Source organism: Streptomyces sp. NPDC058457 (genome assembly GCF_042720695.1).
Classification (GTDB): domain Bacteria; phylum Actinomycetota; class Actinomycetes; order Streptomycetales; family Streptomycetaceae; genus Streptomyces.
In genome coordinates this window covers 135,263-156,596 of the sequence record NZ_JBHXLU010000016.1, presented here as the reverse complement: position 1 = coordinate 156,596, position 21,334 = coordinate 135,263, and the positions used below count along the sequence as shown (strand labels likewise).

Annotated in this window: 25 protein-coding genes; 22 read left to right on the top strand and 3 right to left on the bottom strand. The window is 69.5% G+C overall.

Features of this window, described 5'->3' with window-relative positions:
• Positions 1-128: 128 nt before the first annotated feature.
• The 11 genes from ACFWPS_RS16220 to ACFWPS_RS16170 all read left to right on the top strand — a co-directional run bounded on the left by ACFWPS_RS16220 (position 129) and on the right by ACFWPS_RS16170 (position 8,295).
• Positions 129-455, top strand: coding sequence for a pilus assembly protein (locus ACFWPS_RS16220; protein WP_383705404.1), 327 nt, complete (start codon positions 129-131; stop codon positions 453-455).
• A gap of 1 nt (position 456) precedes the next feature.
• Positions 457-801, top strand: coding sequence for a TadE/TadG family type IV pilus assembly protein (locus ACFWPS_RS16215; RefSeq protein WP_383705388.1), 345 nt, complete (start codon positions 457-459; stop codon positions 799-801).
• Positions 802-818: 17 nt separating this feature from the next.
• Positions 819-2,156, top strand: a complete 1,338-nt coding sequence (locus tag ACFWPS_RS16210) for a CpaF family protein (RefSeq protein ID WP_383705386.1) — start codon at positions 819-821, stop codon at positions 2,154-2,156.
• Positions 2,157-2,163: 7 nt separating this feature from the next.
• Positions 2,164-3,108 (top strand): type II secretion system F family protein, encoded by a 945-nt coding sequence (locus ACFWPS_RS16205; RefSeq protein ID WP_383705384.1) that lies wholly within the window; start codon positions 2,164-2,166, stop codon positions 3,106-3,108.
• A gap of 12 nt (positions 3,109-3,120) precedes the next feature.
• Positions 3,121-4,008 (top strand): DUF5936 domain-containing protein, encoded by an 888-nt coding sequence (locus ACFWPS_RS16200; protein WP_383705382.1) that lies wholly within the window; start codon positions 3,121-3,123, stop codon positions 4,006-4,008.
• Positions 4,009-4,023: 15 nt separating this feature from the next.
• Positions 4,024-5,430, top strand: a complete 1,407-nt coding sequence (locus tag ACFWPS_RS16195; RefSeq protein ID WP_383705379.1) for a sensor histidine kinase — start codon at positions 4,024-4,026, stop codon at positions 5,428-5,430.
• Positions 5,427-6,167, top strand: a complete 741-nt coding sequence (locus ACFWPS_RS16190) for a response regulator (protein WP_383705377.1) — start codon at positions 5,427-5,429, stop codon at positions 6,165-6,167. Before ACFWPS_RS16195 ends, ACFWPS_RS16190 begins: the two co-directional genes overlap by 4 nt.
• A gap of 107 nt (positions 6,168-6,274) precedes the next feature.
• The gene (locus tag ACFWPS_RS16185) at positions 6,275-6,460 is read left to right on the top strand and encodes a hypothetical protein (protein ID WP_217551317.1); all 186 of its coding nucleotides are present in this window, start codon (positions 6,275-6,277) and stop codon (positions 6,458-6,460) included.
• Positions 6,460-7,041: a pilus assembly protein TadG-related protein gene (locus ACFWPS_RS16180; RefSeq protein WP_383705375.1), complete on the top strand. Its 582-nt coding sequence runs from the start codon at positions 6,460-6,462 to the stop codon at positions 7,039-7,041. The genes ACFWPS_RS16185 and ACFWPS_RS16180 overlap by 1 nt, the downstream gene beginning before the upstream one ends.
• Positions 7,042-7,076: 35 nt before the next feature.
• Positions 7,077-7,658, top strand: coding sequence for a hypothetical protein (locus tag ACFWPS_RS16175; protein ID WP_383705373.1), 582 nt, complete (start codon positions 7,077-7,079; stop codon positions 7,656-7,658).
• A 7-nt stretch (positions 7,659-7,665) separates the two neighbouring features.
• On the top strand, positions 7,666-8,295 hold the full coding sequence (locus ACFWPS_RS16170) for an OmpA family protein (RefSeq protein WP_383705370.1): 630 nt from the start codon (positions 7,666-7,668) through the stop codon (positions 8,293-8,295).
• Here ACFWPS_RS16170 and ACFWPS_RS16165 read toward each other — a convergent pair.
• Together ACFWPS_RS16165 and ACFWPS_RS16160 are read right to left on the bottom strand one after the other, a co-directional pair.
• Positions 8,270-8,494, bottom strand: coding sequence for a hypothetical protein (locus ACFWPS_RS16165; protein WP_383705368.1), 225 nt, complete (start codon positions 8,492-8,494; stop codon positions 8,270-8,272). The two genes, ACFWPS_RS16170 and ACFWPS_RS16165, sit on opposite strands and share 26 nt — an antisense overlap.
• Positions 8,491-8,904, bottom strand: a complete 414-nt coding sequence (locus tag ACFWPS_RS16160; RefSeq protein ID WP_383705366.1) for a DUF192 domain-containing protein — start codon at positions 8,902-8,904, stop codon at positions 8,491-8,493. Before ACFWPS_RS16160 ends, ACFWPS_RS16165 begins: the two co-directional genes overlap by 4 nt.
• Positions 8,905-9,195: 291 nt before the next feature.
• Here ACFWPS_RS16160 and ACFWPS_RS16155 point away from each other — a divergent pair, with 291 nt between their 5' ends.
• From ACFWPS_RS16155 to ACFWPS_RS16130, 6 genes are all read left to right on the top strand, one after another.
• A complete protein-coding gene (locus ACFWPS_RS16155) occupies positions 9,196-9,507 on the top strand; it encodes a hypothetical protein (RefSeq protein ID WP_383705364.1) in 312 nt (103 codons plus the stop codon).
• Positions 9,504-10,817: a hypothetical protein gene (locus tag ACFWPS_RS16150; protein ID WP_383705361.1), complete on the top strand. Its 1,314-nt coding sequence runs from the start codon at positions 9,504-9,506 to the stop codon at positions 10,815-10,817. Before ACFWPS_RS16155 ends, ACFWPS_RS16150 begins: the two co-directional genes overlap by 4 nt.
• Positions 10,814-11,440, top strand: coding sequence for a hypothetical protein (locus ACFWPS_RS16145; protein ID WP_383705358.1), 627 nt, complete (start codon positions 10,814-10,816; stop codon positions 11,438-11,440). Before ACFWPS_RS16150 ends, ACFWPS_RS16145 begins: the two co-directional genes overlap by 4 nt.
• Position 11,441: 1 nt before the next feature.
• On the top strand, positions 11,442-12,098 hold the full coding sequence (locus ACFWPS_RS16140; RefSeq protein ID WP_383705355.1) for a hypothetical protein: 657 nt from the start codon (positions 11,442-11,444) through the stop codon (positions 12,096-12,098).
• Between the two features lie 57 nt (positions 12,099-12,155).
• Positions 12,156-13,034 carry an LLM class flavin-dependent oxidoreductase gene (locus ACFWPS_RS16135; protein WP_383705352.1) on the top strand — a complete coding sequence of 293 codons (879 nt, stop codon included), beginning with the start codon at positions 12,156-12,158 and terminating at the stop codon, positions 13,032-13,034.
• Positions 13,035-13,113: 79 nt separating this feature from the next.
• Positions 13,114-13,614 carry a GNAT family N-acetyltransferase gene (locus tag ACFWPS_RS16130; RefSeq protein WP_383705350.1) on the top strand — a complete coding sequence of 167 codons (501 nt, stop codon included), beginning with the start codon at positions 13,114-13,116 and terminating at the stop codon, positions 13,612-13,614.
• Positions 13,615-13,661: 47 nt separating this feature from the next.
• On the opposite strand, the gene ACFWPS_RS16125 is transcribed toward ACFWPS_RS16130, so the two are convergent.
• Complete coding sequence (locus ACFWPS_RS16125; RefSeq protein WP_383705348.1) at positions 13,662-14,174, bottom strand: DinB family protein; 513 nt, start codon at positions 14,172-14,174, stop codon at positions 13,662-13,664.
• A 52-nt stretch (positions 14,175-14,226) separates the two neighbouring features.
• On the opposite strand from ACFWPS_RS16125, the gene ACFWPS_RS16120 reads away from it, so the two are divergent.
• From ACFWPS_RS16120 to ACFWPS_RS16100, 5 genes are all read left to right on the top strand, one after another.
• A complete protein-coding gene (locus ACFWPS_RS16120; RefSeq protein WP_383705346.1) occupies positions 14,227-15,027 on the top strand; it encodes a class I SAM-dependent methyltransferase in 801 nt (266 codons plus the stop codon).
• Between the two features lie 901 nt (positions 15,028-15,928).
• Positions 15,929-16,702 carry an isoprenyl transferase gene (locus ACFWPS_RS16115; protein WP_383705343.1) on the top strand — a complete coding sequence of 258 codons (774 nt, stop codon included), beginning with the start codon at positions 15,929-15,931 and terminating at the stop codon, positions 16,700-16,702.
• 409 nt (positions 16,703-17,111) lie between these two features.
• Entirely contained in the window at positions 17,112-18,437 is a 1,326-nt protein-coding gene (locus tag ACFWPS_RS16110; protein WP_383705341.1) for a PhoH family protein, read from the top strand.
• A gap of 408 nt (positions 18,438-18,845) precedes the next feature.
• Positions 18,846-19,550, top strand: a complete 705-nt coding sequence (locus tag ACFWPS_RS16105; protein WP_383705339.1) for a lytic transglycosylase domain-containing protein — start codon at positions 18,846-18,848, stop codon at positions 19,548-19,550.
• A 223-nt stretch (positions 19,551-19,773) separates the two neighbouring features.
• Positions 19,774-21,189, top strand: coding sequence for an AI-2E family transporter (locus tag ACFWPS_RS16100; protein ID WP_383705337.1), 1,416 nt, complete (start codon positions 19,774-19,776; stop codon positions 21,187-21,189).
• The last annotated feature ends 145 nt before the right edge of the window (positions 21,190-21,334 follow it).

The following is a 21,334-nucleotide window of genomic DNA, read 5'->3' as shown; positions in this document are numbered from 1 at the left end:
TCCCCGCACCCCTTCGGGGCGCTCAGCGCCCCTTCAGGGGCGCGGGGAACTGCGCGACCAGCCACAATGGCGCCGCACCCGACCCACGACCGTGCGACCGCGGACAGGTCTCCATAGAGCTCCTCGGCATGACCCCGGTGATCATCCTCACCCTGGTGCTCATGTGGCAGGCCGTCCTCGTGGGGTACGCCTTCACCCTCGCGGGGAACGCTGCCGACGAAGGCGTACGGGCGGGCACGGCCGTACCCCGGGCGGAACGCCCCGGTGTCTGCGAGCGCGCCGCGCTGGAGGACCTCTCCGGGGCCTGGCGGGAGGGAGCCAGCGTGGAGTGCGGCGGCACCGGCACGGTGACCGCGGACGTCTCCCTGCGCGTCCCGGTGCTGTTCCCCGGCTCGATCGACTTCCCCGTCACCGTGCACGGCCACGCCGGCACGGTGGAGGAGGTGAAGCGCTGAGATGCACTTCCGTCGGCAGAACCGCGACCGCGGCCAGGTCGCCATCGAGTACCTCGGTTTCCTCCCGATCCTGCTCCTCGTCGGGCTGGCCGGCATCCAGCTCGGCGCCGTCGCCTACGCCGCCGAGCAGGCCGGGACGGCGGCGCGGGCGGGGGCCCGCGCCGCCTCGCTGGAGGAGGACGTCGGCGCCGCCTGCTCGTCCGCGGTCAGTAGCGGGATCGACGTGAACTGTGCGTCCTCCGGCGGCGGCGACTCGGTCACCGTCACCGCCACGGTCCACATCCCCAAGATCGTCTGGGACCTCGGCAACGCCACGAAGTCCGCCACGATGCCCGTCGACCACTGAACGAGGAGCACGGCAACATGAGCCTGCGGGCACGCATCAACTCCCCCGAGGAGCAAGGCAGCCGGGGTGAGGACGGCCACCTGGTCTCCTCCTACCGGGCCAAGCTCCTGGAGGAGATCGACCTCGCCGAGATGAGCGCGCTGGCCGCCGCCGAGCGCCGCGCCCGTCTCGAACGCGTCCTCGGCCACATCATCAGCCGCGAGGGCCCGGTCCTGTCGACCGTCGAACGCTCCCAGCTGATCCGCCGGGTCGTCGACGAGGCCCTCGGCCTCGGCATCCTGGAACCGCTCCTCGAAGACGCCTCGATCACCGAGATCATGGTGAACGGCCCGGACGCGATCTTCGTGGAACGCGGCGGCCGCGTCGAGCAGTTGCCCCTCCGCTTCGTCTCGGCGGACCAGCTGATGCAGACCATCGAACGCATCGTCTCCACCGTCAACCGCCGCGTCGACGAGTCGAACCCGATGGTCGACGCCCGCCTCCCCTCCGGCGAACGCGTCAACGTCATCATCCCCCCGCTCTCCCTGACCGGCCCCACCCTCACCATCCGCCGCTTCCCGCGCTCCTTCACCCTCCAGGAGCTGATCGGCTTCGGCTCGCTCGACGAGCACATGGTGTTCCTGCTGGCGGCCCTGGTGCAGGCGAAGTTCAACATCATCGTCTCCGGTGCCACCGGCACCGGGAAGACCACTCTGCTGAACGCCCTGTCCGGCCTGATCCCGTCCCACGAACGCATCATCACCATCGAGGACTCCGCCGAACTCCAGCTCCAGCAGACCCACGTGGTCCGCCTGGAGTCCCGCCCGGCGAACGTCGAGGGCAAGGGCCAGGTCACCATCCGCGACCTGGTCCGCAACTCGCTGCGGATGCGCCCCGACCGGATCGTGGTCGGCGAGGTCCGCGGCGGCGAGTCCCTCGACATGCTGCAAGCCATGTCCACCGGCCACGACGGCTCCCTGGCCACCGTCCACGCCAACAGCGCCGAGGACGCCCTCACCCGGCTCCAGACCCTGGCCTCCATGTCGGACGTCGAGGTCCCCTTCGTCGCCCTGCACGACCAGATCAACAGCGCGGTCGAGGTGATCGTCCAGTTGACCCGGTTCGCCGACGGTGCCCGCCGGATCACCGAGATCGCCGTGCTCGACAGCCACGGCAGCGAGCCGTACCGGCTGGCGACCGTGGCCCGCTTCGACGCCCAGCCCATGACCCACGACGGCCGGGTCTACGGAGCCTTCCAGTACTTCCCGCTGCCACGCCGCACCGCCGACCGCCTCTACATGGCGAGCCAGCCGATCCCGCAGGCCTTCGGCGTGGCCCAGCACTTCGACCAGCTCACCACCCGAGAAGCCCGGTAGGCGGCCCATGTCCCTCCACGACCTCGTCACCCTCACCACCGGCATCACCCTGCTGACCTGCCTCCTGGCCGTGGTGGGCCTGCACACCTACGCCTCCGGCCGGGCCCAGCGCGCCGCCCTGGTGGACCGCCTCTCCTACACCGGCCAGGCCCCGCTCACCGGCCGCCGGCGCCGTTTCCGCAACCTGGACCGGCGGCTGCGCGGCACGTCGGCCGGCCGCCGCCTGGAACTCCGGCTGGCGGCGACGGGCCTGGACGTGACGCCCGGCGAGTTCTTCGTCTACATGCTCGCCACCGTCGCAGCCCTCTGGCTCATCGGCCAGGCCGCCCTCGCCCCCTTCTTCGGCCCGATCGCCGGCCTGCTCGGCATCTTCGCCGCCGTCCAGTTCCTCAACTGGCAGCGGCAGAAACGCATCGAGCGGTTCATCGCCCAACTCCCCGAACTGGCCCGCATCCTGGCCAACGCCACCCACGCCGGCCTCGCCCTGCGCACCGCGATCGGCATGGCGGCGGAGGAGTTGGAGGCCCCGGCGGGCGAGGAACTGGGCAGGGTCGCCGACCAGTTGGCGATCGGCCACTCCATGGACGACGCGCTCGGCGAGCTCGCCGAACGGCTCCCGTCCCGCGAGCTGGTCGTCCTCGTCACCACGCTCGTCCTCTCCAACCGGGCCGGCGGCCAGGTGGTCTCCGCCCTGCGCAACCTGACCGAGACCCTGGAGGAGCGCAAGGAGACCCGCCGGGAGATCCGCACCCAGCTCTCCCAGGTGACGATGACGTCGTACGCCGTCCCGGTGCTCGGCGTCGGCGCCCTGTTCCTGATGAACGGGGTCAAGGGCGACACCCTGGCACGCATGACCGGCACCGGGCTCGGCCAGGCGGCCGTGATCATCGCGTTCGGGCTGTATGCCATCGGGTTCGTCCTCATCCGCCGCCTGAGCCGCATCGACGTATAGGTGGTATGTCACATGGCACTCCTCCTGTCCCTCCTCATGGCCCTCGCCGTGTACGGCGTCTTCGCGGGCGTCCGCATGTACCGCGCCGACGCGAAACTCCCCGCCGACCTGGCGATCGCCCTGGAGGTGGGCGCCACCCGCACCGGCGCCGCCAACTCCCTCATCGACCGCATGGGCATGCGGTACGCCCCGGCCGTGCTCCGCCTGATGGGCCCGCGCCAGGTGGCCAAGTACCGCCGCAGGATCGACCTGGCGGGCAACCCCGGCGGCCTCACCATCGACCGCTACGCGGCCCGCCGCGCGGTCTACGGCGTACTCGGCGGCACCGGCTTCCTGGTCTTCCTCCTCCGCGGCCAGTGGCTGGTCGCCGTCCTGCTCCTCCTCTTCGGCGCGTTCTGGACGGAGGTCGGCATCTGGTCGGCGATCCGCATCCGCAAGGACGTCATCGAACGCACCCTGCCGGACTTCCTCGACGTCCTCGCGGTGGTGGTCGGCGCCGGCCTCGGCTTCCGCCAGGCCCTGGACCGGGTGGCCACGCACTACGAGGGCCCCTGGGCCGACGAACTCCGCATCACCCTGCGCCAGATGGACCTCGGCATGAGCCGCCGACAGGCCTTCGCGGAACTCCGCCGCCGCAACGACTCCGAGCAGGTGGCGATGTTCGTGACGGCGCTTCAGCAGGGCGAGGAACTGGGCGCGCCGATCGTCGACACCCTGGTCGCGCTCGCCAAGGACATGCGCCGCACCGACGCCCAGAACGCCCGCCGCAAGGCCGCCCGGGCGGTGCCGAGGGCCACGCTCATGATCACCACGTTCATGGTCCCGGCGACGCTGCTGCTGCTGGCCGCGGGCCTGCTGCTGGGCTCGGGGATCGACTTCGGGTCGGTCACGGGGAAGTAGGCGGAGGTGACGACCGTGGCGACCGACGAGGACGGCAGGAAGACCGGGCTTTGCACCACCGGCGAGGCCGCGTTCCACGCGGCTGGAGTGGACGCCGAGAAGGCCGGGTTCCGGGCCACCGGAACGGTCGGCGAGAAGGCCGGGTTCCAGTCCACAGGAACGGTCGGCGAGAAGATCGGGTTCCGGGCCACCGGAGTGGACGGTGAGAAGGCCGGGTTCCGGGCCACCGGAGTGGACGGTGAGAAGGTCGAGGTCCGCGCCCTTCAGGCGATGTGCCGGCAGGTCTTCGGCCTCCGCCTGGCGATGATCGCCGTGGCGACCCCGGCCGCCCTCCTCAACGCCACCCCCGGCCTGGGCGCCCGCCTGGTCGGCTCGGCCGTGGTCGTCACGTTCATGGTCTCGTACGTCCTCTTCCGGGACTGGCAGCGCTTCGGCCCCCTCCTCCTGCGCCACCCCACCCTCCTGGCCGCCGACACCCTCTTCGGCTCCCTCCTCCTGATCTCGGCGGGCCCCGACACCACCCTCGCGTACGTCAGCGTCTGCACCCCCCTCCTCGCAGGCCTCCTCTACAGCTGGCGCGGAGCCGCCGTCTTCGCCTCCCTCCAGTCGCTGATTCTCCTGGTGGCACAGGAAACGCTGAAGCACCACTCGGTACTGGCCGAGTCCCTGCTCCTCCCCGGCCTCTGCGTCATCACCGGCGCGATGGGCTCGACCCTGCGCAACCTGATGCTCCGCTTCGGCGCCGCCACCGAGGCCCTGACCGAGACCCGGGCCCGCCTGGCCGCGACCGAGGCGGCGAGCGCGGAACGCGCCCGGCTGGCCCGTGAGATGCACGACTCGGTGACCAAGACGCTGTACGGCGTGGCACTGGTCGCCGACGGCCTCGCGGCGTCGGCGGCCGCGTCCCCGGACCGTCTGGACCCGGCCCTGATCAGACAGCAGGCGGAGCTGCTGGCGAGGGCGGCGCGCAAGGCGGCGGCGGAGTCCCGCGAACTCCTGACGGACCTGCGCGGCGGGACGGAGGCCGACGACGTACTGTCCCGACTGGAATCGCTGACGGCGGGCTTCACCGCGCGTACGGCGCTCCCCGCGAGGTACGACGGCCCGGCCGCCCCGGTCCCGCTACCGCCCCCCACCGCCCGCCAGTTGCTGGGCATCGCGGCGGAGGCCCTGGAGAACGCACATCGCCACGCGCACGCGACGAGGGTCGACGTACGGGCCGCCGCCACCCCCACCCACCTGGTGGTGACGATCCACGACGACGGCCGGGGTATCCCTCCGGACACGACTCTCGAACAGCTGCGCCGCACCGGCCACTTCGGCCTGCTCGGCATGACGGAACGGGCGGCGTCGGTGGGTGCCCGTATCCAACTGACCACCGACAAGGGCACGGAAGTCAGAGTGGAGGTGCCGCTGACATGACCGACACAGCCGACATGACCGACGGGCCGGGGGGACTGCGCGTCCTGGTGGCCGACGACAACCCGGTGATCCGGGCGGGCCTGACGGCCGTCCTCTCCGCGGCGGACGACCTCACGGTGGTGGCGGAGGCCGAGGACGGCCGCGCGGCCTACGAGGCGGCCCTGCACCACCGTCCCGACGTCATCCTCCTGGACGTCCGCATGCCCGGCGTGGACGGCATGGCGGCCCTGCCCCACCTGGTCCGTGTCGCCCCGGTCATGATGCTGACGTACAGCGACGAGACGGACCTCGTGCAGGAGGCGGTCCGGCTGGGCGCCGGGGGCTACCTGGTCCACGGCGAGTTCACGACCCAGCAGCTGACACAGGCGGTACGGGACGTGGGCGGGGGCCGCCCGCACTTCACACCGACGGCGACGAACGCGTTGCTGGCGCATGTCAGAAGCCATGCAACTGCACACGCAAGACCGGAACTGCGGGCTCTACCTATGGAATCCCCCTTCGAGGGTCTTTCGCAATTGCAATCAGCTATGGGACAGTCATCTCAGTCCCGATTTCAACTGAGCGGCAGAGAGGCGGAGATCATGGACCTCATCGCGTCCGGCATGAACAACCAGCAGATCGCCGCCGTCTGCTTCATCAGCGAGAAGACGGTCAAGAACCACATCAACCGCATCTTCGCCAAGCTCCACACCACCACCCGCGCCCAGGCGACGGCCAAGTGGCTGGGGGTGGCCTGAGATGAACCGGGTGAACTGGGTCCGGATTTGGGTCCTGGGACCCTCCGCCGACGGGTATGTTCCGCCGTACGCTGCCAGGATCGGAACCGAACCCGGAGGGGAGCACCATGAGCGACCTGATGCTGAGGATGCTTGTCGCAATGCAACGCCGTGCCGACGACCGGGGTCAGACCGCGGTCGAGTATCTGGGGATCATCGCGGTGGTGGTGGCGATCGTGCTGGCGGTCACCGGTACGAGCATCGGCCAGACGATCCTCACCAAAATCACTGCGGAGATCAACAAGATCACGTGATGCCTGCTCGCCGTTACGGCGACTCGGGGCAGGCCTTCCCTATCTACATCACGGTAGTGGGAGGCCTGCTTTTTCTCGCGCTCGCGTACCTCGCGGTCGGCCAGGCCGCGGTGAACCGGAACGGTGCCCAGACGGCGGCCGACGCGGCGGCCCTCGCCGCGGCCATGAACACGCGTGACGAACTCGCGGACCAGTGGGTGCAGGACGTACTCGACCCGACCAAGTGGCAGAACATATTCGACGGCAACGTGAGCGTCGCGGATTCCTGCTGGCGCGCTGCTCAGCTGGCGTCCCAGAACGACGCGACGGCTCAGTGCACATCCGAACCGCCATTGAGTTACAAGGTCGATGCCGAGACGAACAAGACCGTGGGCGACTCCGTCGTGCCGGGGACCGAGAACATGAGGTCGACGGCACACGCCACCGCCGTGATCGAGCCGCTCTGCACGTTCACGCTGTCCGGTGCGGGCGGCGTACTGCCCGAACTCACCTGCAGGGACCGGAACTGGACCCTGGACCCGGGCGACCTCACGGATCTCCCGGGCCCCGAGGACCTCTTCGACGTCCATCTGGCCGACTGACAAGCGAATCGACGAGTGAAGAAGGAAGCGGTGCGATGAGCATTCGGTTCACTGCGATGGCTCGCAGGGGGACGGTCGCGTTGCTGGTCGCGACCGGTCTGGCCGTGGCAACCGGCTGCGGCGGTGGGAGCGACGACAAGACGGACAAGCCCCAGACGTCGGCCTCCGCCTCGAAAGGCAGCGGATCGAACCCGAGTGCTCAGGAAGGCCAGTCCGAGACGCCATTGGCCGAACTCAAGGGAACGGACGGCCTTCTCCTGCAGATCACCTCTGCTCAGCGGGACTCGGGTGGCTTCGTCACCGTCAACGGGGACATCAAGAACGATGGTGCCAACTCGGTTGTCATCCCTGCTCAGGTCAGCGGTGACGAAACGGAGATCACCAAGCATGGCTTCTCCCTCGGCGGGGCCACCTTGGTGGACTCGAAGGGGAAGAAGCGCTACTACGTTCTCCGTGACACGGACGGCCGACCGCTCACCAGTACCGGCATCACGAATGTGGACGCCGGCCAGACCATCCCCGTCTTCATGCAGTTCCCCGCCCCGCCGGCGGACACCACCGAGGTGACCCTCCAACTCCCCACCTTCTCCAGCGGCACCATCAAGATCTCCGGGTGAGGCCGAAGTGACCACATCACGCCTCCCCCTGACCCTGGGCGCCGCGACGCTCCTCCTCGTCACGAATCTCTACGGCGCGACGACCGCCCGTGCCGACGGCGGCGACCCGAGCGTCCCTCCGGGCACCGAACCCTCCGCCTCCGCCCCCGTGAAGATCGACCCGACGGACCCCGACCTGAAGCTCCCGGAAGGCGCGACCCTCGCCGCGCCCAAGGTGCTGGACATCAAGTCGGTCGTCGAGGACCAGAGCGGTGACGAGCGCCGTACGGACACCAACACGGACGTGACGTTCGCCCTCCAGGCCGAGGTGCTGTTCAGCAAGGACAGCGCGAAGCTGAGCGAGGCGGCGAAGGCGCGGATCGGGGCGATCGCCGACGAGATCAGGAAGCAGAACCCGACCCAGGTCCGCGTCTTCGGCTTCACCGACAACCTGGGCACCTCGGCCCACGGGGACGTCCTCTCCCGCCAGCGCGCCAACGCCGTACAGGGCGTCCTGGACCAGGACCTGAACGACCCGAACATCACCTTCGACGTCCGCGGCTACGGCGAGCAGTACCCGATCGCCGACAACTCGACGGAGGAGGGAAGGAAGAAGAACCGCCGGGTGGAGGTCACGTTCCCGCGGACCGGCTCCTGAAGATCTTCCACGGCATGGCCACGAACGTCCGCCGTCCTTCCGCGACCGACGGCGGGATGCTGATCCCGGCTGCCCAGGCCCGCTCCCAGGACTCCATGCCCACCCCCTCCGCCCGTACGCAGGGACCGCCGACGTACGCAAGCCGGGACCGCACCACCAACAGCAGCCCCCGCCGAGGCCCGGACACCCATACGGTCATCCACCCCGCCCCTCCTCGGCACTCACGCTCACACTCACCCTCGCCCCCGCCTCCACACCCCACCCCGTCATCGCCCCGGCCTCCGCCTCCAGCACATGCCGGGAACGGAGCCGGGGCAGTCCGAGACGCCCCGGTCGCATGGTGCGCACGGCGATGACCTTGAGACTGCGATCCAGATAGGCGACATCGATCGCCATCCGCATCCGGAAGGTGTGGATCCCGCTGGCGGGCGACAGCAGAATCGCGCCGTCAAGACCATCACGCCCCAGCAGCCCTCTGGCACGCGCACGATAGGAGGCAGCGATCTCCAACGGAACAGTCTTCACCCCACCCCCACCACCATGCACGAGCAACGTCCCGCGCCCGTCTCGCCAGCGCCCCACACCCCACCCCTTCCATGGCTCCGCCATGCTCGGACCGACCGTATCCACAATGCGGGCGACGGGTGACGTAGCAACCGATGTCCCGGCTGAGGCGAGGCTCCTCGGGCCGGAGCGTGCTGTCCTGTCCGAGGTCCGGACACGTGTCACCGGAGTCCGTGGATATCGTTGAGCGGATCAAGAGACCTCTAGCCCCACCTGGAGTCCCCCCGGTGAACCGCCCTGCCCGGCCTCCCTCCGCCGTGCCCACCACCTCTGCGGCCCGGCTTCCGGTCGCCTGCAGTTCCTCTGGCCCGGAGACCCGCGGGAAGAGGAATGCACATGGCTGACCGTCTGAAGGTCGACGGCACCGAACTGGACCGGTTTTTCAAGGACTTGACGAAGGCGCAGGAGTCGTTCACAGCGTTGCAGAAGGTGTTGCGCGACCCGGGGGTCAACGGCCTCGGTACGGACGACCTGGACAAGGCGTGCGACCGGTTCCAGGAGGACTGGCACTACGGGGCGAAGGAGATCGCCGAGCAGATCGGAGAGCTCACGGACATCACGAAGAAGGCGAAGGACGACTTCCACGAGGTGGACGTCGCTCTGGAGAAGGCGTTGGAGAAGGCCCGGAGCAAGGGCGGGGGCAAGTGACGGCTGCGAGCCCCTACCCCCATCTCGGCTTCGACCCGGCGCCCGGCAGCACCGACCTGGTGCGGGACATCCACCGAAGGTTGTCCGACTGCGCCAAGGAGATGGAGAGGGCGCACTCCAAGGTCACGAAGCTGATGAACGGCAGCTACTGGGAGGGAGACGCGGCCGTCGCCTTCCGGGAGCAGCTGGAGGGCGGCCCGCTGCCGCTCAACCTGAAGAACGGTGCCCATTCCGTCGACAAGGCGGCGAGGCAACTGGATCTCTGGGGCACGGAGCTGGAGGAGTTCCAGCGGCGCGCGAAGAAACTCGACGGCGAGGCCAAGGACGCCCGCGAGGCGTTGCAGCGGGCCCAGGGGCACGCGGACGAGGCGGAGCGGACCGCGGGCAAGAGCAAGGCGCACGAGGGCGCCGACTCGGCCCTGCACAGGGCGAACAACAAGGTCACCGCGGCGCAGGGGGACTTGGACGACGTGCTGAAGCGCGCCCGCTCCCTCGCCGGCGAGCACGACGAGACCGCACGCAAGCGGGCCCGGCACATCGGCGACGCCACGCACAAGCTGGCGCCGCACGAACCGAACGCGTGGGACAAGTTCGCCGACTGGCTGGGCGACAACCTCCCCGACATCCTCAGCGCGTGCGCCGCCGTGCTGGGCGTGATCGCCCTGCTGGGCCTCACTGCCATCGCACCCTGGATGCTGTTCCTGGCGGCGGGTCTCCTCAGCGGAATGGCCTTCGGCCTGCGGGTCAGCGACCCCGAAGTCCTGGCATCGCTGGAGGACGGCTTCACCAAGGGCGAACTGGACGTCGATTTCTGGGGCAACCTGCTGGGGGTCGCGGGGGACTTCCTGGGGATGCTGCCGGGGTTGGGGGCGGTGGCAAAAGGAGCGATGAAGGCCCCGGAGTTGCTGGCCGCCACGGCAGGATCGGTGGGCGAGGCCGAGGAGGTGCTGACCCTCGGGCAGAAGATCGCCAAGGTCGGAGCCAGAGCGGGGACCTCGATCAAGACGGTGGGCGTCTCGGTCCAGACGGAGGCCGCGGCAGCCGAGGGTGCTGTGAGCCTTCTGTCTCATCCCCGTGTGTTCGGCGGACGGCTGGCGCCGATCGTCGAAAAGGTCGACAAGCCGGCGACGATCCTTGGGGCCGGCACAGCCGTTTACGGTGTCGCAAGCAGCTTCGCTGACGCTCTGGACAACGACACGGCCAAGACGGTCACCAGTCTTCTCGACGGGCCGAGAACCCTCGGCGTGGACGTTCCGGCGACAGCGGGTGCGCTCCACTTCCTGCTGCGTGGCGCGGGAGAAGCGTCATGAGCGGCGCTGCCTACATGATCGACGAATCGGCCCGGAGCGAGGACGCCGATGTCTGGTTCGCGTTGCCCCCGGGATTCGTGCCACTTCCGCTCGACGAGTTGGCGGCGGCAGCGCGTGATGTGGCACAGGCGGAAGGTCCGCTGACCGGTCTCGGTCCGGTGCTCCGACTGGCCCAACTGCTTCTGGAAGCCGGCGCTGTGCACTGCTGCCTGGGGCTTCACACGGACGACGAGGGGGACGGTGGACCGTTGCTGTCCCTTTTCACGCTTGCCTGGCGTGGTACCGACTGGGCTCCGCGCAGTGTCCTCGCGGGCCGGGCGGCCGCTGGTACGCAAGGGGCCGAGCACATCGAAACGCTGGACCTGCTGTGCGGTCCGGCCTCGCTCGTTCAGATGCGTCTGAACGAGCCACCAGAGCTGGGACTCGGCGCCCCTGGTGGACTGCTGCAGGTCACGGCATACGTTCCGTGTCTCGACGGCCGACGCGTCGCGACCCTCTCACTGGCCACGACAGCGGTCGAGCACGCCCGGCAGTACCGAGATCTGCTCAGGGACATCGCCGGTACGGTCAGTTTCGAAGACCCGCTTCCGGACGCGTCTGACGACGAACCCGACAAGGACTGACATGCCCCGTACGCACCACCCCACGGCCTGGGACGATCCGGCGACCCGCCGCGCGTGGGCGAAGCTGGTCACCTGCGCGTTCTTGGGCCAGATCCTGTGGCCCGCAGCGTGGCTGGGACTGCTGGCCTGGTACGTGATCATGTCGATGACCTGGACGCTGTGGCTCTTCTTCGTTCCACTGCTCTACTCGTTCTACCGGGCGTTTCTCCAGCCGTCCTACATCTCCTGGGCCTTCCACACGCGGCGTCTGCTGCGCGCCTATCCGTGGCAGGTGTTCGAGGAACCGGAGAACGGGATCGGAAAGGTTCCAGGAGCCACCGCCGGGGACGTCTGGTTGAGCTTCCCCAACCCGGAGCGCCTGGACGAGAAGCTGCCGATGATTCTGAAGGTGCACATTCGGTCCATGTGGTGGAGGCGGCGTCTCGGGCGTGGCTACACCACCGAGAAGACCAAACAGATCAGGGAGGTGTGGTTCGCCGGCGACCCTCGCTTCGCCGCCGTCATCGCGGTTCCCGGTCCCCGTCGCTTCCATGTGGTCCAGCAGCGCCCGATGAACAAAAGAGGCGTCGCTGACCCCCGTGGCGCAAGTCCGGCCGCCCTCGAACGCGCCCGCCGTGCCGGAGTACGGCTACCGGACCCGAACTCCGCGACCGGGTGAACGACCTGGTGCCTTATGGAGTTGTCGCGACCCTGGTCCCCGGGTAATACCTCCCCCATGACATCACTCGGCGCCGTCTTCCGTCCCCAGCTTCCCCCCGAGCGGCTTCGGGATGTCGTTCGGGTTGCGGAGGGGGTGGGGCTCGAAGAGTTGTGGTTGTGGGAGGACTGTTTTCGGGAGGGTGGGATCTCCGGGGCCGCGGCCGCTCTTGCCTGGTCGGAGCGGGTGCGGGTCGGGGTCGGGCTGCTGCCGGTGCCGTTGCGGAACGTTGCCGTCACCGCGATGGAGGTCGCCGCGCTGCACCGGATGTTCCCGGGGCGCGCGGTCGTCGGCGTCGGGCACGGTGTGCAGGACTGGATGGGCCAGGTCGGCGCCCGGGCCGACTCCCCGCTGACCCTGCTGCGCGAGCATCTCGACGCCCTGCGCGCGCTGTTGCGCGGGGAACGGCTCACGGTCAGCGGGCGGTACGTCCACCTCGACGACGTCGCGCTCGACTGGCCGCCCGCCGGCCCGGTCGAGATCCTCGCCGGCGCCGAAGGCCCCCGTACGCTGCGTCTCTCCGGTGCCGCCGCCGACGGGACCGTCCTCACCGCCGCCACCTCACCCGACCGCGTCCGCCGGGCCCTGCGGCTCATCGAGGAGGGGCGGCTGGCCGCGGGGCGCGACGCGGGCGAGCCGCACCGGGTCGTCGTCTATCTGCTCACCGCCACCGGGCCCGACGCCCCCGCCCGGCTCCGTGCCGAACTCGTCGCGGAGGGGCTGGAGTCCGTCCCGGACCTCGGTGTCGCCGGCGACGCGGGCGCCGTCGCCAAGGCCGTGCAGCGGCTCGTGGAGGCCGGCGCCGACACCGTCATCCTCCAGCCGACGGCGGACGAGCCCGACCCCGAGGCCTTCGTGCGGTTCACCGCGCAGGAGGTCCGGCCGCTGGTGCCGTGAAGGGTCGTACAGAGTGCAGCGAAGGTGCCCGGGAGCCGGCCGGCCGTCGTTGTCAGTGGTGGGTGCCACACTCGCCGGTATGACGACCAACGACGTTCGGCTGCGGTCCGTACGGGACGACGATCTCGAGATCTTCCTCGCCTACGAGCACGACCCGGAGGCCGTCCGGCGGTCGAGGTTCACGCCCCGGCCGCGGGAGGCCTTCCTCCGGCACTGGAGGGAGCGGGTGCTCGGGAATCCGACCGGCCTGGTGCGGACCGTCGTCGTGGACGGGGAGGTCGCGGGGAACATCGTCGCCTGGTGGGAGGGCGAGCGCCGGTTCACCGGGTACTGGCTCGGGCGGGCCTACTGGGGGAGAGGCGTCGGCAGCCGCGCCCTCGCCCTCTTCCTCCGGGAGGAGACCGTACGCCCCCTGTTCGCCGACCTCTTCGCCGAGAACACCGCCTCCGTACGCCTCTTGGAGAAGAGCGGCTTCGTGCCGTACGACGACCCGCGGCACCCCGTGGACAAGGGGTATGTGCTGCTCGTGCTGCGCGACGACGGCACGGGGCACCCCGAATCCCCGTCCCTCGGCGCGTAGACGGCGGGGGCCGCGGGCGTCCGAGGCCGCCGGGCCCTGTGACCTGGTCACGCCGTTCCGGCGGCGCGCGGATGGTCGCCCGTCGCCCCGTCGACCAGTTCCCGCACGATGTCCATGTGCCCCGCGTGCCGCGCCGTCTCCTCGATCATGTGGACGAGGACCCAGCGCAGGGAGACGGAGTGGTCCCGCCAGTCCGGGTGGCCCAGCGTGTCCAGCGGGCTTGCGGTGATCACCGTGTCGGCCGCGGCGCGGGCACGGCCGTAGAAGTCGATGATCTGCCGGGTCGTCTCGCCCGGGCCGACGGTCAGGTCGTCGTCGGTGCTCGGGTCGAACCACAGCGGCTCGACCTCGCCGCCGAAGCTGGACACGAACCACGCGTACTCCACCGACGCCAGATGCTTCACCAGCCCCAGCAGGTTCGTCCCCGACGGGGTCATCGGCCGGCGGAGCTGTTCGTCGTCGAGTCCCTGCAGTTTCCACAGGACCGCGTCCCGGTGCCGGTCCAGGCTCGCGTGCAGGGTTTCCTTCTCACCGGCGGTGTACATCTCATCGGTCTTCATGGCGGGCGAAATTAGCAGCGGGTACCGACAACCCGCTGCGATTATGCGGGCCATGGCAGAGCAGCAGACGCACCGCGCCTTCGAGGACCTCGTCGCCGAGGGCGCCGCCGTGCCGACCGAGGGCTGGGACTTCTCCTGGTTCGAGGGGCGGGCCACCGAGGCCCGCCCGTCCTGGGGGTACGCCCATGCGGCCGGTGGGCGCCTGGCCCGCGCCTCGGCCGCGCTCGACATCCAGACCGGCGGCGGCGAGGTGTTCGACTTCGCCCTCGGTACGGCGGCCCCGGACCGCCCCCGGCTGCTCGCTGCCACCGAGGGCTGGCCGCCGAACGTGACGAAGGCGAGCGCCCTGCTGAGCGCGCGCGGTGCCGTCGTCGTCGCCTCGCCCGAGGACGCCCCGCTGCCGTTCGCCGACGAGACCTTCGACCTGGTCCTCAGCCGGCACCCGGTGCGGGCGCACTGGGCCGAGATCGCGCGCGTGCTGCGCCCGGGCGGCACCTACTTCGCGCAGCACGTCGGGCCCGCCAGCGTCTTCGAGCTCGTCGAGTTCTTCCTCGGCCCGCAGCCGGCGGCCGTCCGCGGCGGCCGGCACCCCGACGGCGAGCGCGCGGCGGCGGAGGCGGCCGGGCTGGAGGTCGTCGGTCTGCGGGCGGAGCGGCTGCGGACGGAGTTCCACGACATCGCGGCCGTCGTGCACTTCCTGCGGAAGGTCGTGTGGATGGTCCCGGGTTTCACGGTCGAGGAGTACGAGCCCCGACTCCGTTCCCTGCACCGGCGGATCGAGGCCGAGGGCCCGTTCGTCGCGCACAGCTCGCGGCACCTCTTCGACGCCCGCAAACCGGCGCGCCGGCCGTGATCCACCGGCCTTGCAATGCCAGGCGGCGAAGAATGGCCAAGAACCGCCGTCCGGGGTTCCGGGTGTCCGACCGGTCGTAAGGGAAGCCAAGCGATCAAGGCAGGGCATGTCATGACGTGAAGGACCAATACGGTCAACTCATGCTCTAGCTCGCGGATCTGCGCATAAGTGAACGGCGATCTCCTTCGTTCATCCTCTGTCTTCACTGTGTTCCCACATCGTTACCTGTTTCGTTTCGTATCACCCGGTTGGCTCACGTAAGTTCAGACCAAGGCAATTCGCGTGAGCAAAGCTGCGCGGGCGGTACCGCGCAGTGGAGGGGGCTGCGCGGTGCCGTAACGCCCCACTCGCTCCCGTCAAGTCATCGTTCGCGCTCGGGGTAGCCCGTCGGGGGGACGGGCGCACAACTCGCCGAGGCATCCCCAAGACGGCCCAAACCCTCTTGATCTCCCCGTAAGCGGCTACTTTTCCTGGGATTCCGCTGCGAATCGGCCATTCGGGACCCGTGAATCCAGCGATTCGGACCCGTCGGGGCGTCGTCGGACGACTCCGGAGAGTAGTTAATGCGTGCTGATGCGCGCAGCATCACTTACGAAGGGTTATGGTGGAAGCCCCCCCTCGGGCCGGTCCGTCTCCCCCCCACGGACCGGCCCGTTTTTCTGTCCGTGGCTCTCACCCACTTCTCAAGCGACCTGGAGCGCCACCGACCCGGGGGCGCGGGGCCGCATCGATATGCGGCTCCGCCACGCGGGCGCGACCAGCCACGACCAACCCGCGGCCGCGCGACGACCGGAACCTCCACCCCCGTGGACGCCCTCACCACCGCGCCTCCCCCAACTCCCAGCGGGGTAGGCTTCGGCGGGCGGACCCCACGCATCCGAATCACGAGGGGCGGACTCAAGTGAACCTGCGCGACAAGCTGCGCGGCCTGCTCGTCAGGCTCTACGCACGCCGGGTGGAAGGCCACCTGGACCACGCTCAGGTGCCCAAGCACATCGGCGTCATCATGGACGGCAACCGCCGCTGGGCGAAGGCCGCGGGATCCACAACGGTGCACGGTCACCGCGTCGGCGCCGAGAAGATCGAGGAGTTCCTCGGCTGGTGCTCCGAGACCGACGTCGAGGTCGTCACCCTCTGGCTGCTCTCCACGGACAACTTCGACCGCGCCAAGGAGGAGCTGGTCCCCCTCCTCGGCATCATCGAGGACGTCGTGCGCACCCTCGCCGCCGACGGCCGCTGGCGCGTCCACCATGTCGGCACCCCCGACCTGCTGCCCTCCCCGATGCAGACCGCGCTGAAGGAGGCCGAGGAGGCCACCGCGCACGTCGACGGAATACTGGTGAACGTCGCCATCGGCTACGGCGGCCGCCAGGAGATCGCCGACGCCGTCCGCTCGATGATCCTGGACGCCCACGACAAGGGCGTCGCGATGGACGACCTCGCCGACTCCGTCTCCGTCGACATGATCGGCCGGCACCTCTACACCGGTGCCCAGCCCGACCCGGACCTGGTGATCCGCACCAGCGGCGAGCAGCGGCTGTCCGGATTCATGCTCTGGCAGACCGCCCACTCCGAGTACTACTTCTGCGAGGTCTTCTGGCCCGCGTTCCGCAAGGTCGACTTCCTGCGCGCCCTGCGTGACTACGCGGCCCGGCACCGCCGTTACGGCGGGTGACGTCATCGTGACGGCGGACGTCAACACGGCATACGCCCCCCACCACCGCCGCCACGCTGGATAACCCCGTCGTCACGCTGGATCACCCCACCCCGCCCATGAGGCGTAAATCACCCATATTGGGGCGCGAGTAACACGGAGTTCACTTTCCCGTCGTTGCGGACCGTGGCATGGTGTCGCATGTTCGAGGGCATAAGCCATGCAGGTCGATGCCCGAACCACGGGCATCGGTTCTCAGTGGGCGGCTCGGGGCCGCCCGCCCGGGAGGCCCTTTGCACCAGCCCGACCGTGCGGTCACGGCACGGAAGAAGCAGCGGGGGGCCGGTTTTCGGCCCGTGCAGGGCGGCCGTCAACCGGTCCAGCTCGCCTTCGTCGCTCCCCGACCTCATCCGAGGGGGTACGTCCTTCCGTGGTGACCAGCACAACGCGCCGCAAGTCCGACCGGCGCACCTATGTTCTCGACACCAGCGTCCTGCTGGCCGATCCGAACGCCATGGCCCGCTTCGAGGAGCACGAGGTAGTGCTCCCGATCGTCGTGGTCACGGAACTGGAGGCCAAGCGGCACCATCCCGAACTCGGTTACTTCGCCAGGCAGGCGCTGCGCCTGCTCGACGACTACCGGGTCCGGCACGGCCGTCTGGATGCCCCCATCCCGATCGGGGAACTCGGCGGCACGATCCGTGTCGAGCTCAATCACTCGGACCCCAGCGTGCTGCCCAGCGGCTACCGCCTGGGGGACAACGACTCCCGCATCCTCGCGGTCGCCCGCAACCTGCAGGCCGAGGGATACGACGTCACCGTCGTCTCCAAGGACCTGCCGCTCAGGATCAAGGCGTCTTCGGTCGGTCTCCTCGCCGAGGAGTACCGCGCCGAACTCGCCATCACGGGCGCCTCCGGGTGGACCGGAATGTCCGAAGTGACCCTGCCCGGCGAGCAGGTGGACATCCTCTTCGAGGAAGGCCATGTGTACGTCCCGGAGGTCTCCGACCTCCCCGTGCACACCGGTCTGACCATCCAGTCGGAGCGCGGCAAGGCGCTCGGCAGGGTGACGGCGGAGGGCAACATCCGTCTGGTGCGCGGCGACCGCGAGGCGTTCGGCATCAAGGGCCGCAGCGCCGAGCAGCGCATCGCGCTCGACCTGCTGCTCGACCCGGACGTAGGGATCGTGTCGATGGGCGGCCGGGCCGGCACCGGCAAGTCGGCGCTGGCGCTGTGCGCGGGTCTGGAGGCGGTCCTGGAGCGCCGCCAGCACAAGAAGGTGATGGTCTTTCGTCCGCTCTACGCGGTCGGCGGGCAGGAGCTGGGCTATCTGCCCGGCTCCGAGTCGGAGAAGATGAGCCCCTGGGCGCAGGCGGTCTTCGACACCCTCTCGGCGGTCACCAGCCGTGAGGTCATCGAGGAGGTCACCGCCCGCGGGATGCTGGAGGTGCTGCCGCTCACCCACATCCGCGGCCGCTCCCTGCACGACGCGTACGTGATCGTGGACGAGGCGCAGTCACTGGAACGGAATGTCCTGCTGACCGTTCTGTCCCGGATCGGCGCGAATTCGCGGGTGGTTCTGACCCACGATGTGGCGCAAAGGGACAATCTGCGGGTGGGGCGTTACGACGGTGTGGTCGCCGTCGTGGAGAAGCTGAAGGGGCATCCGCTCTTCGCGCATGTCACCCTGACCCGGTCCGAGAGGTCCCAGATCGCCGCCCTTGTGACCGAAATGCTGGAGGACGGACACATCTGAGCCATCTGATCCCTGTGTCCAACTTGGGCTGATTACCCATCCGTTGGCGCCGTCCGGCAAAGGCCCCGAGCCTAGTCGGGCGGCGCCTTCGTGTGTGGCGGTTTCCTGAAATCCCCGGGGAGAAACCGGATGTGAGCTTTCACACGCAACTCTGAATTGCCACCCGGCGTCTGGTTACGGCAGAGTCTCACTCCTGTCAGGCCCCGCATACGACACACCTGTACCCCCAGCGGTACGGAACAACAGAAGCATCACTGCTAATTCCATAGCGACGTCGTATGCCGCCCGAGCATCACGCGGCGCTCCCTTGGAGGAGTTGCCCACCGGGCCCGTGTCTCCCGTGACCCAGTAGTGAGGAGACCAGTGTCAGGGGCACGATTGCGTCCGCCAGGGTCACCGAAGCGGTCGATGCTGGAAGGAAACCGTGTGAGCCGGATCTCGGTCCGGGGATTCGCAGTGGCTTCGGCCACCGCGGTCACCGCCGTCGGAAGCGTCGTGGGTGTGGCCTCGGGCAGTGTTGCCCAGCCGAACAACGACGCCGAGGCTACGGCAGCCGACACCACGCTCCTTGCGGACCTGCCCGCGGGTGAGCAGGCCCAGGTGCAGACCGCGTCCCTGACGCAGCAGGCCGACGCCGTTGCGATCCAGGCGGACGCCTCCGCCAAGAAGGACGCCGAGCAGGCCGCCCGGGTGGCCGCAGCCAAGACCGCCGAGGCCAAGAAGGCCGAGGCCGAGAAGGCGGCGAAGGAAGCCAAGGAGCGCGCCCAGGCGAAGGAAGCGGCCAGCCGCTCCTCCTCCAGCTTCCCGGTCCAGAGCTCGTACACCGTGGCGCAGATCCAGGCGATGGCGCAGCAGATGGTGGCCAGCGGCCAGTACCAGTGCTTCAGCAACATCGTGGACCACGAGTCCAGCTGGAACTACCAGGCGGTCAACGCCTCCTCCGGCGCCTACGGCCTCTTCCAGGCCCTGCCCGGCTCCAAGATGTCCTCCGTGGGCGCCGACTGGCAGACCAACCCGGCCACGCAGATCAAGTGGGGCCTGAACTACATGAACTCCCGGTACGGCAGCCCTTGTCAGGCGTGGTCGTTCTGGCAGGCGAACCACTGGTACTAGGCGCTCCGCTGGGGGCGGCCGACAAAGAGCGTTGCGGTTCGTGGTTGTCCGCGGGCCGTTGGTGGCCGGTCGCGCAGTTCCCCGCGCCTCTGAAAGAAGGGGCGCGTAGCAGCGAAGCTCTCTCAACCTTCCACAGCCCCTCCCCGTCCTAGGGGGAGGGGCTGTTGCCCTGTACGGTCGGATCGGACGACTCCAGGGGGGAGTGGTGGGGAGAGGGCGGATCATGTCGCGCGTGCCTGAGTGGCTCGGCCGCATCGGTGCTGGACTGACCGAGATGGGCGAGCGGTTGGACGAGCGCCGGGCCGAGGTGGAGCGGGAGCACACCGAGCCGGAGCCGCCCGCTCCGGCCGTGTCCGTTCCGGCGCCCGCTCCGGCCCCGGCCCCGCAGGCACCCGCGCCCGTCCGGAAGCCGGTGCCGCGTCCCGACCCGGTGACGGCCGTCCCCTGGGGGGTGCGCGTCGCCGCCGAGGTCGGCTGGCGGCTGCTGGTGCTGGCCGGCGCGGTCTGGATCCTGATGCGGGTCATCAGCTCCGTGCAACTGGTCGTCTTCGCCTTCGTGGTGGCCCTGCTCATCACCGCCCTGCTCCAGCCCACGGTCGCCCGCCTGCGCCGCTACGGCGTCCCGCGCGGCCCCGCGACCGCGCTCACCGCGATCTCCGGCTTCGTGGTGATCGGCCTGATGGGCTGGTTCGTGACCTGGCAGGTCATGGAGAACATCGACACCCTCTCCGACCAGATCCAGAGCGGCATCGACGATCTGCGCAACTGGCTGCTGAAGAGCCCCTTCCACGTCACCGACAAGCAGATCAACCAGATCGCCAAGAACCTCCGCGAGGCGATCGGCGCCAACACCGACCAGATCACGTCGTTCGGCCTGGAGGGCGTCCAGGTCGTCGTGGAGGCCCTGACCGGCATCCTGCTGGTCTTCTTCTCGACGCTCTTCCTGCTCTACGACGGCGACCGCATCTGGCAGTGGTTCCTCAAGCTGGTGCCCGCCGCCGCCCGCGAAGGGATGGCCGGCGCCGGCCCGCGCGCCTGGCGCACGCTCACGGCCTACGTCCGGGGCACGGTCCTGGTCGCCCTCATCGACGCCATCTTCATCGGTATCGGCATCTACTTCCTGCATGTCCCGATGGCCGTGCCGCTGGCCGTCTTCATCTTCCTGTTCTCGTTCATCCCGCTGGTGGGAGCCGTCGCCTCCGGCGCGCTGGCGGTGATCGTGGCACTGGTCACCCAGGGCGTCGTCACCGCGGTGCTGACCCTGGCCGTCGTCCTCGCGGTCCAGCAGATCGAGGGGCACATCCTGCAGCCGTTCATCCTGGGCCGGGCGGTCCGCGTCCACCCCCTCGCCGTGGTCCTCTCGGTCACGGCCGGCAGCCTGGTGGCGGGTCTGGGCGGCGCGGTGGTGGCGGTGCCACTGGTGGCGGTGACCAACACGGTGGTCAGCTACCTCCACCGGTACTCACAGGAACGCTACGCGGCCACCGACCCCGAAGAAGCCACCCCCTCACCCGAGCCGCCCCACCCCGCACCCGACGACGCCGATCAGCCACATGACTCAGCCCGTCCCGCGCTCCACGACGGCGATCAGCCACTGAAATCAGCCGCTCCCGCGCTCGACGACGGCGTCAGCCACTGAATTCAGCCCGTCCCGCGCCCGACGACGCCGGTCAGCCACTCACATCAGCCTGTCCGGCGTTTGAGGACGAGGCCGTTCAGGCCGAAGGGGGGTCTGGGGGGGCAGCGGCGAGGGTTGCGGAGGGCCCCGCCGACGAGAGGTGAGC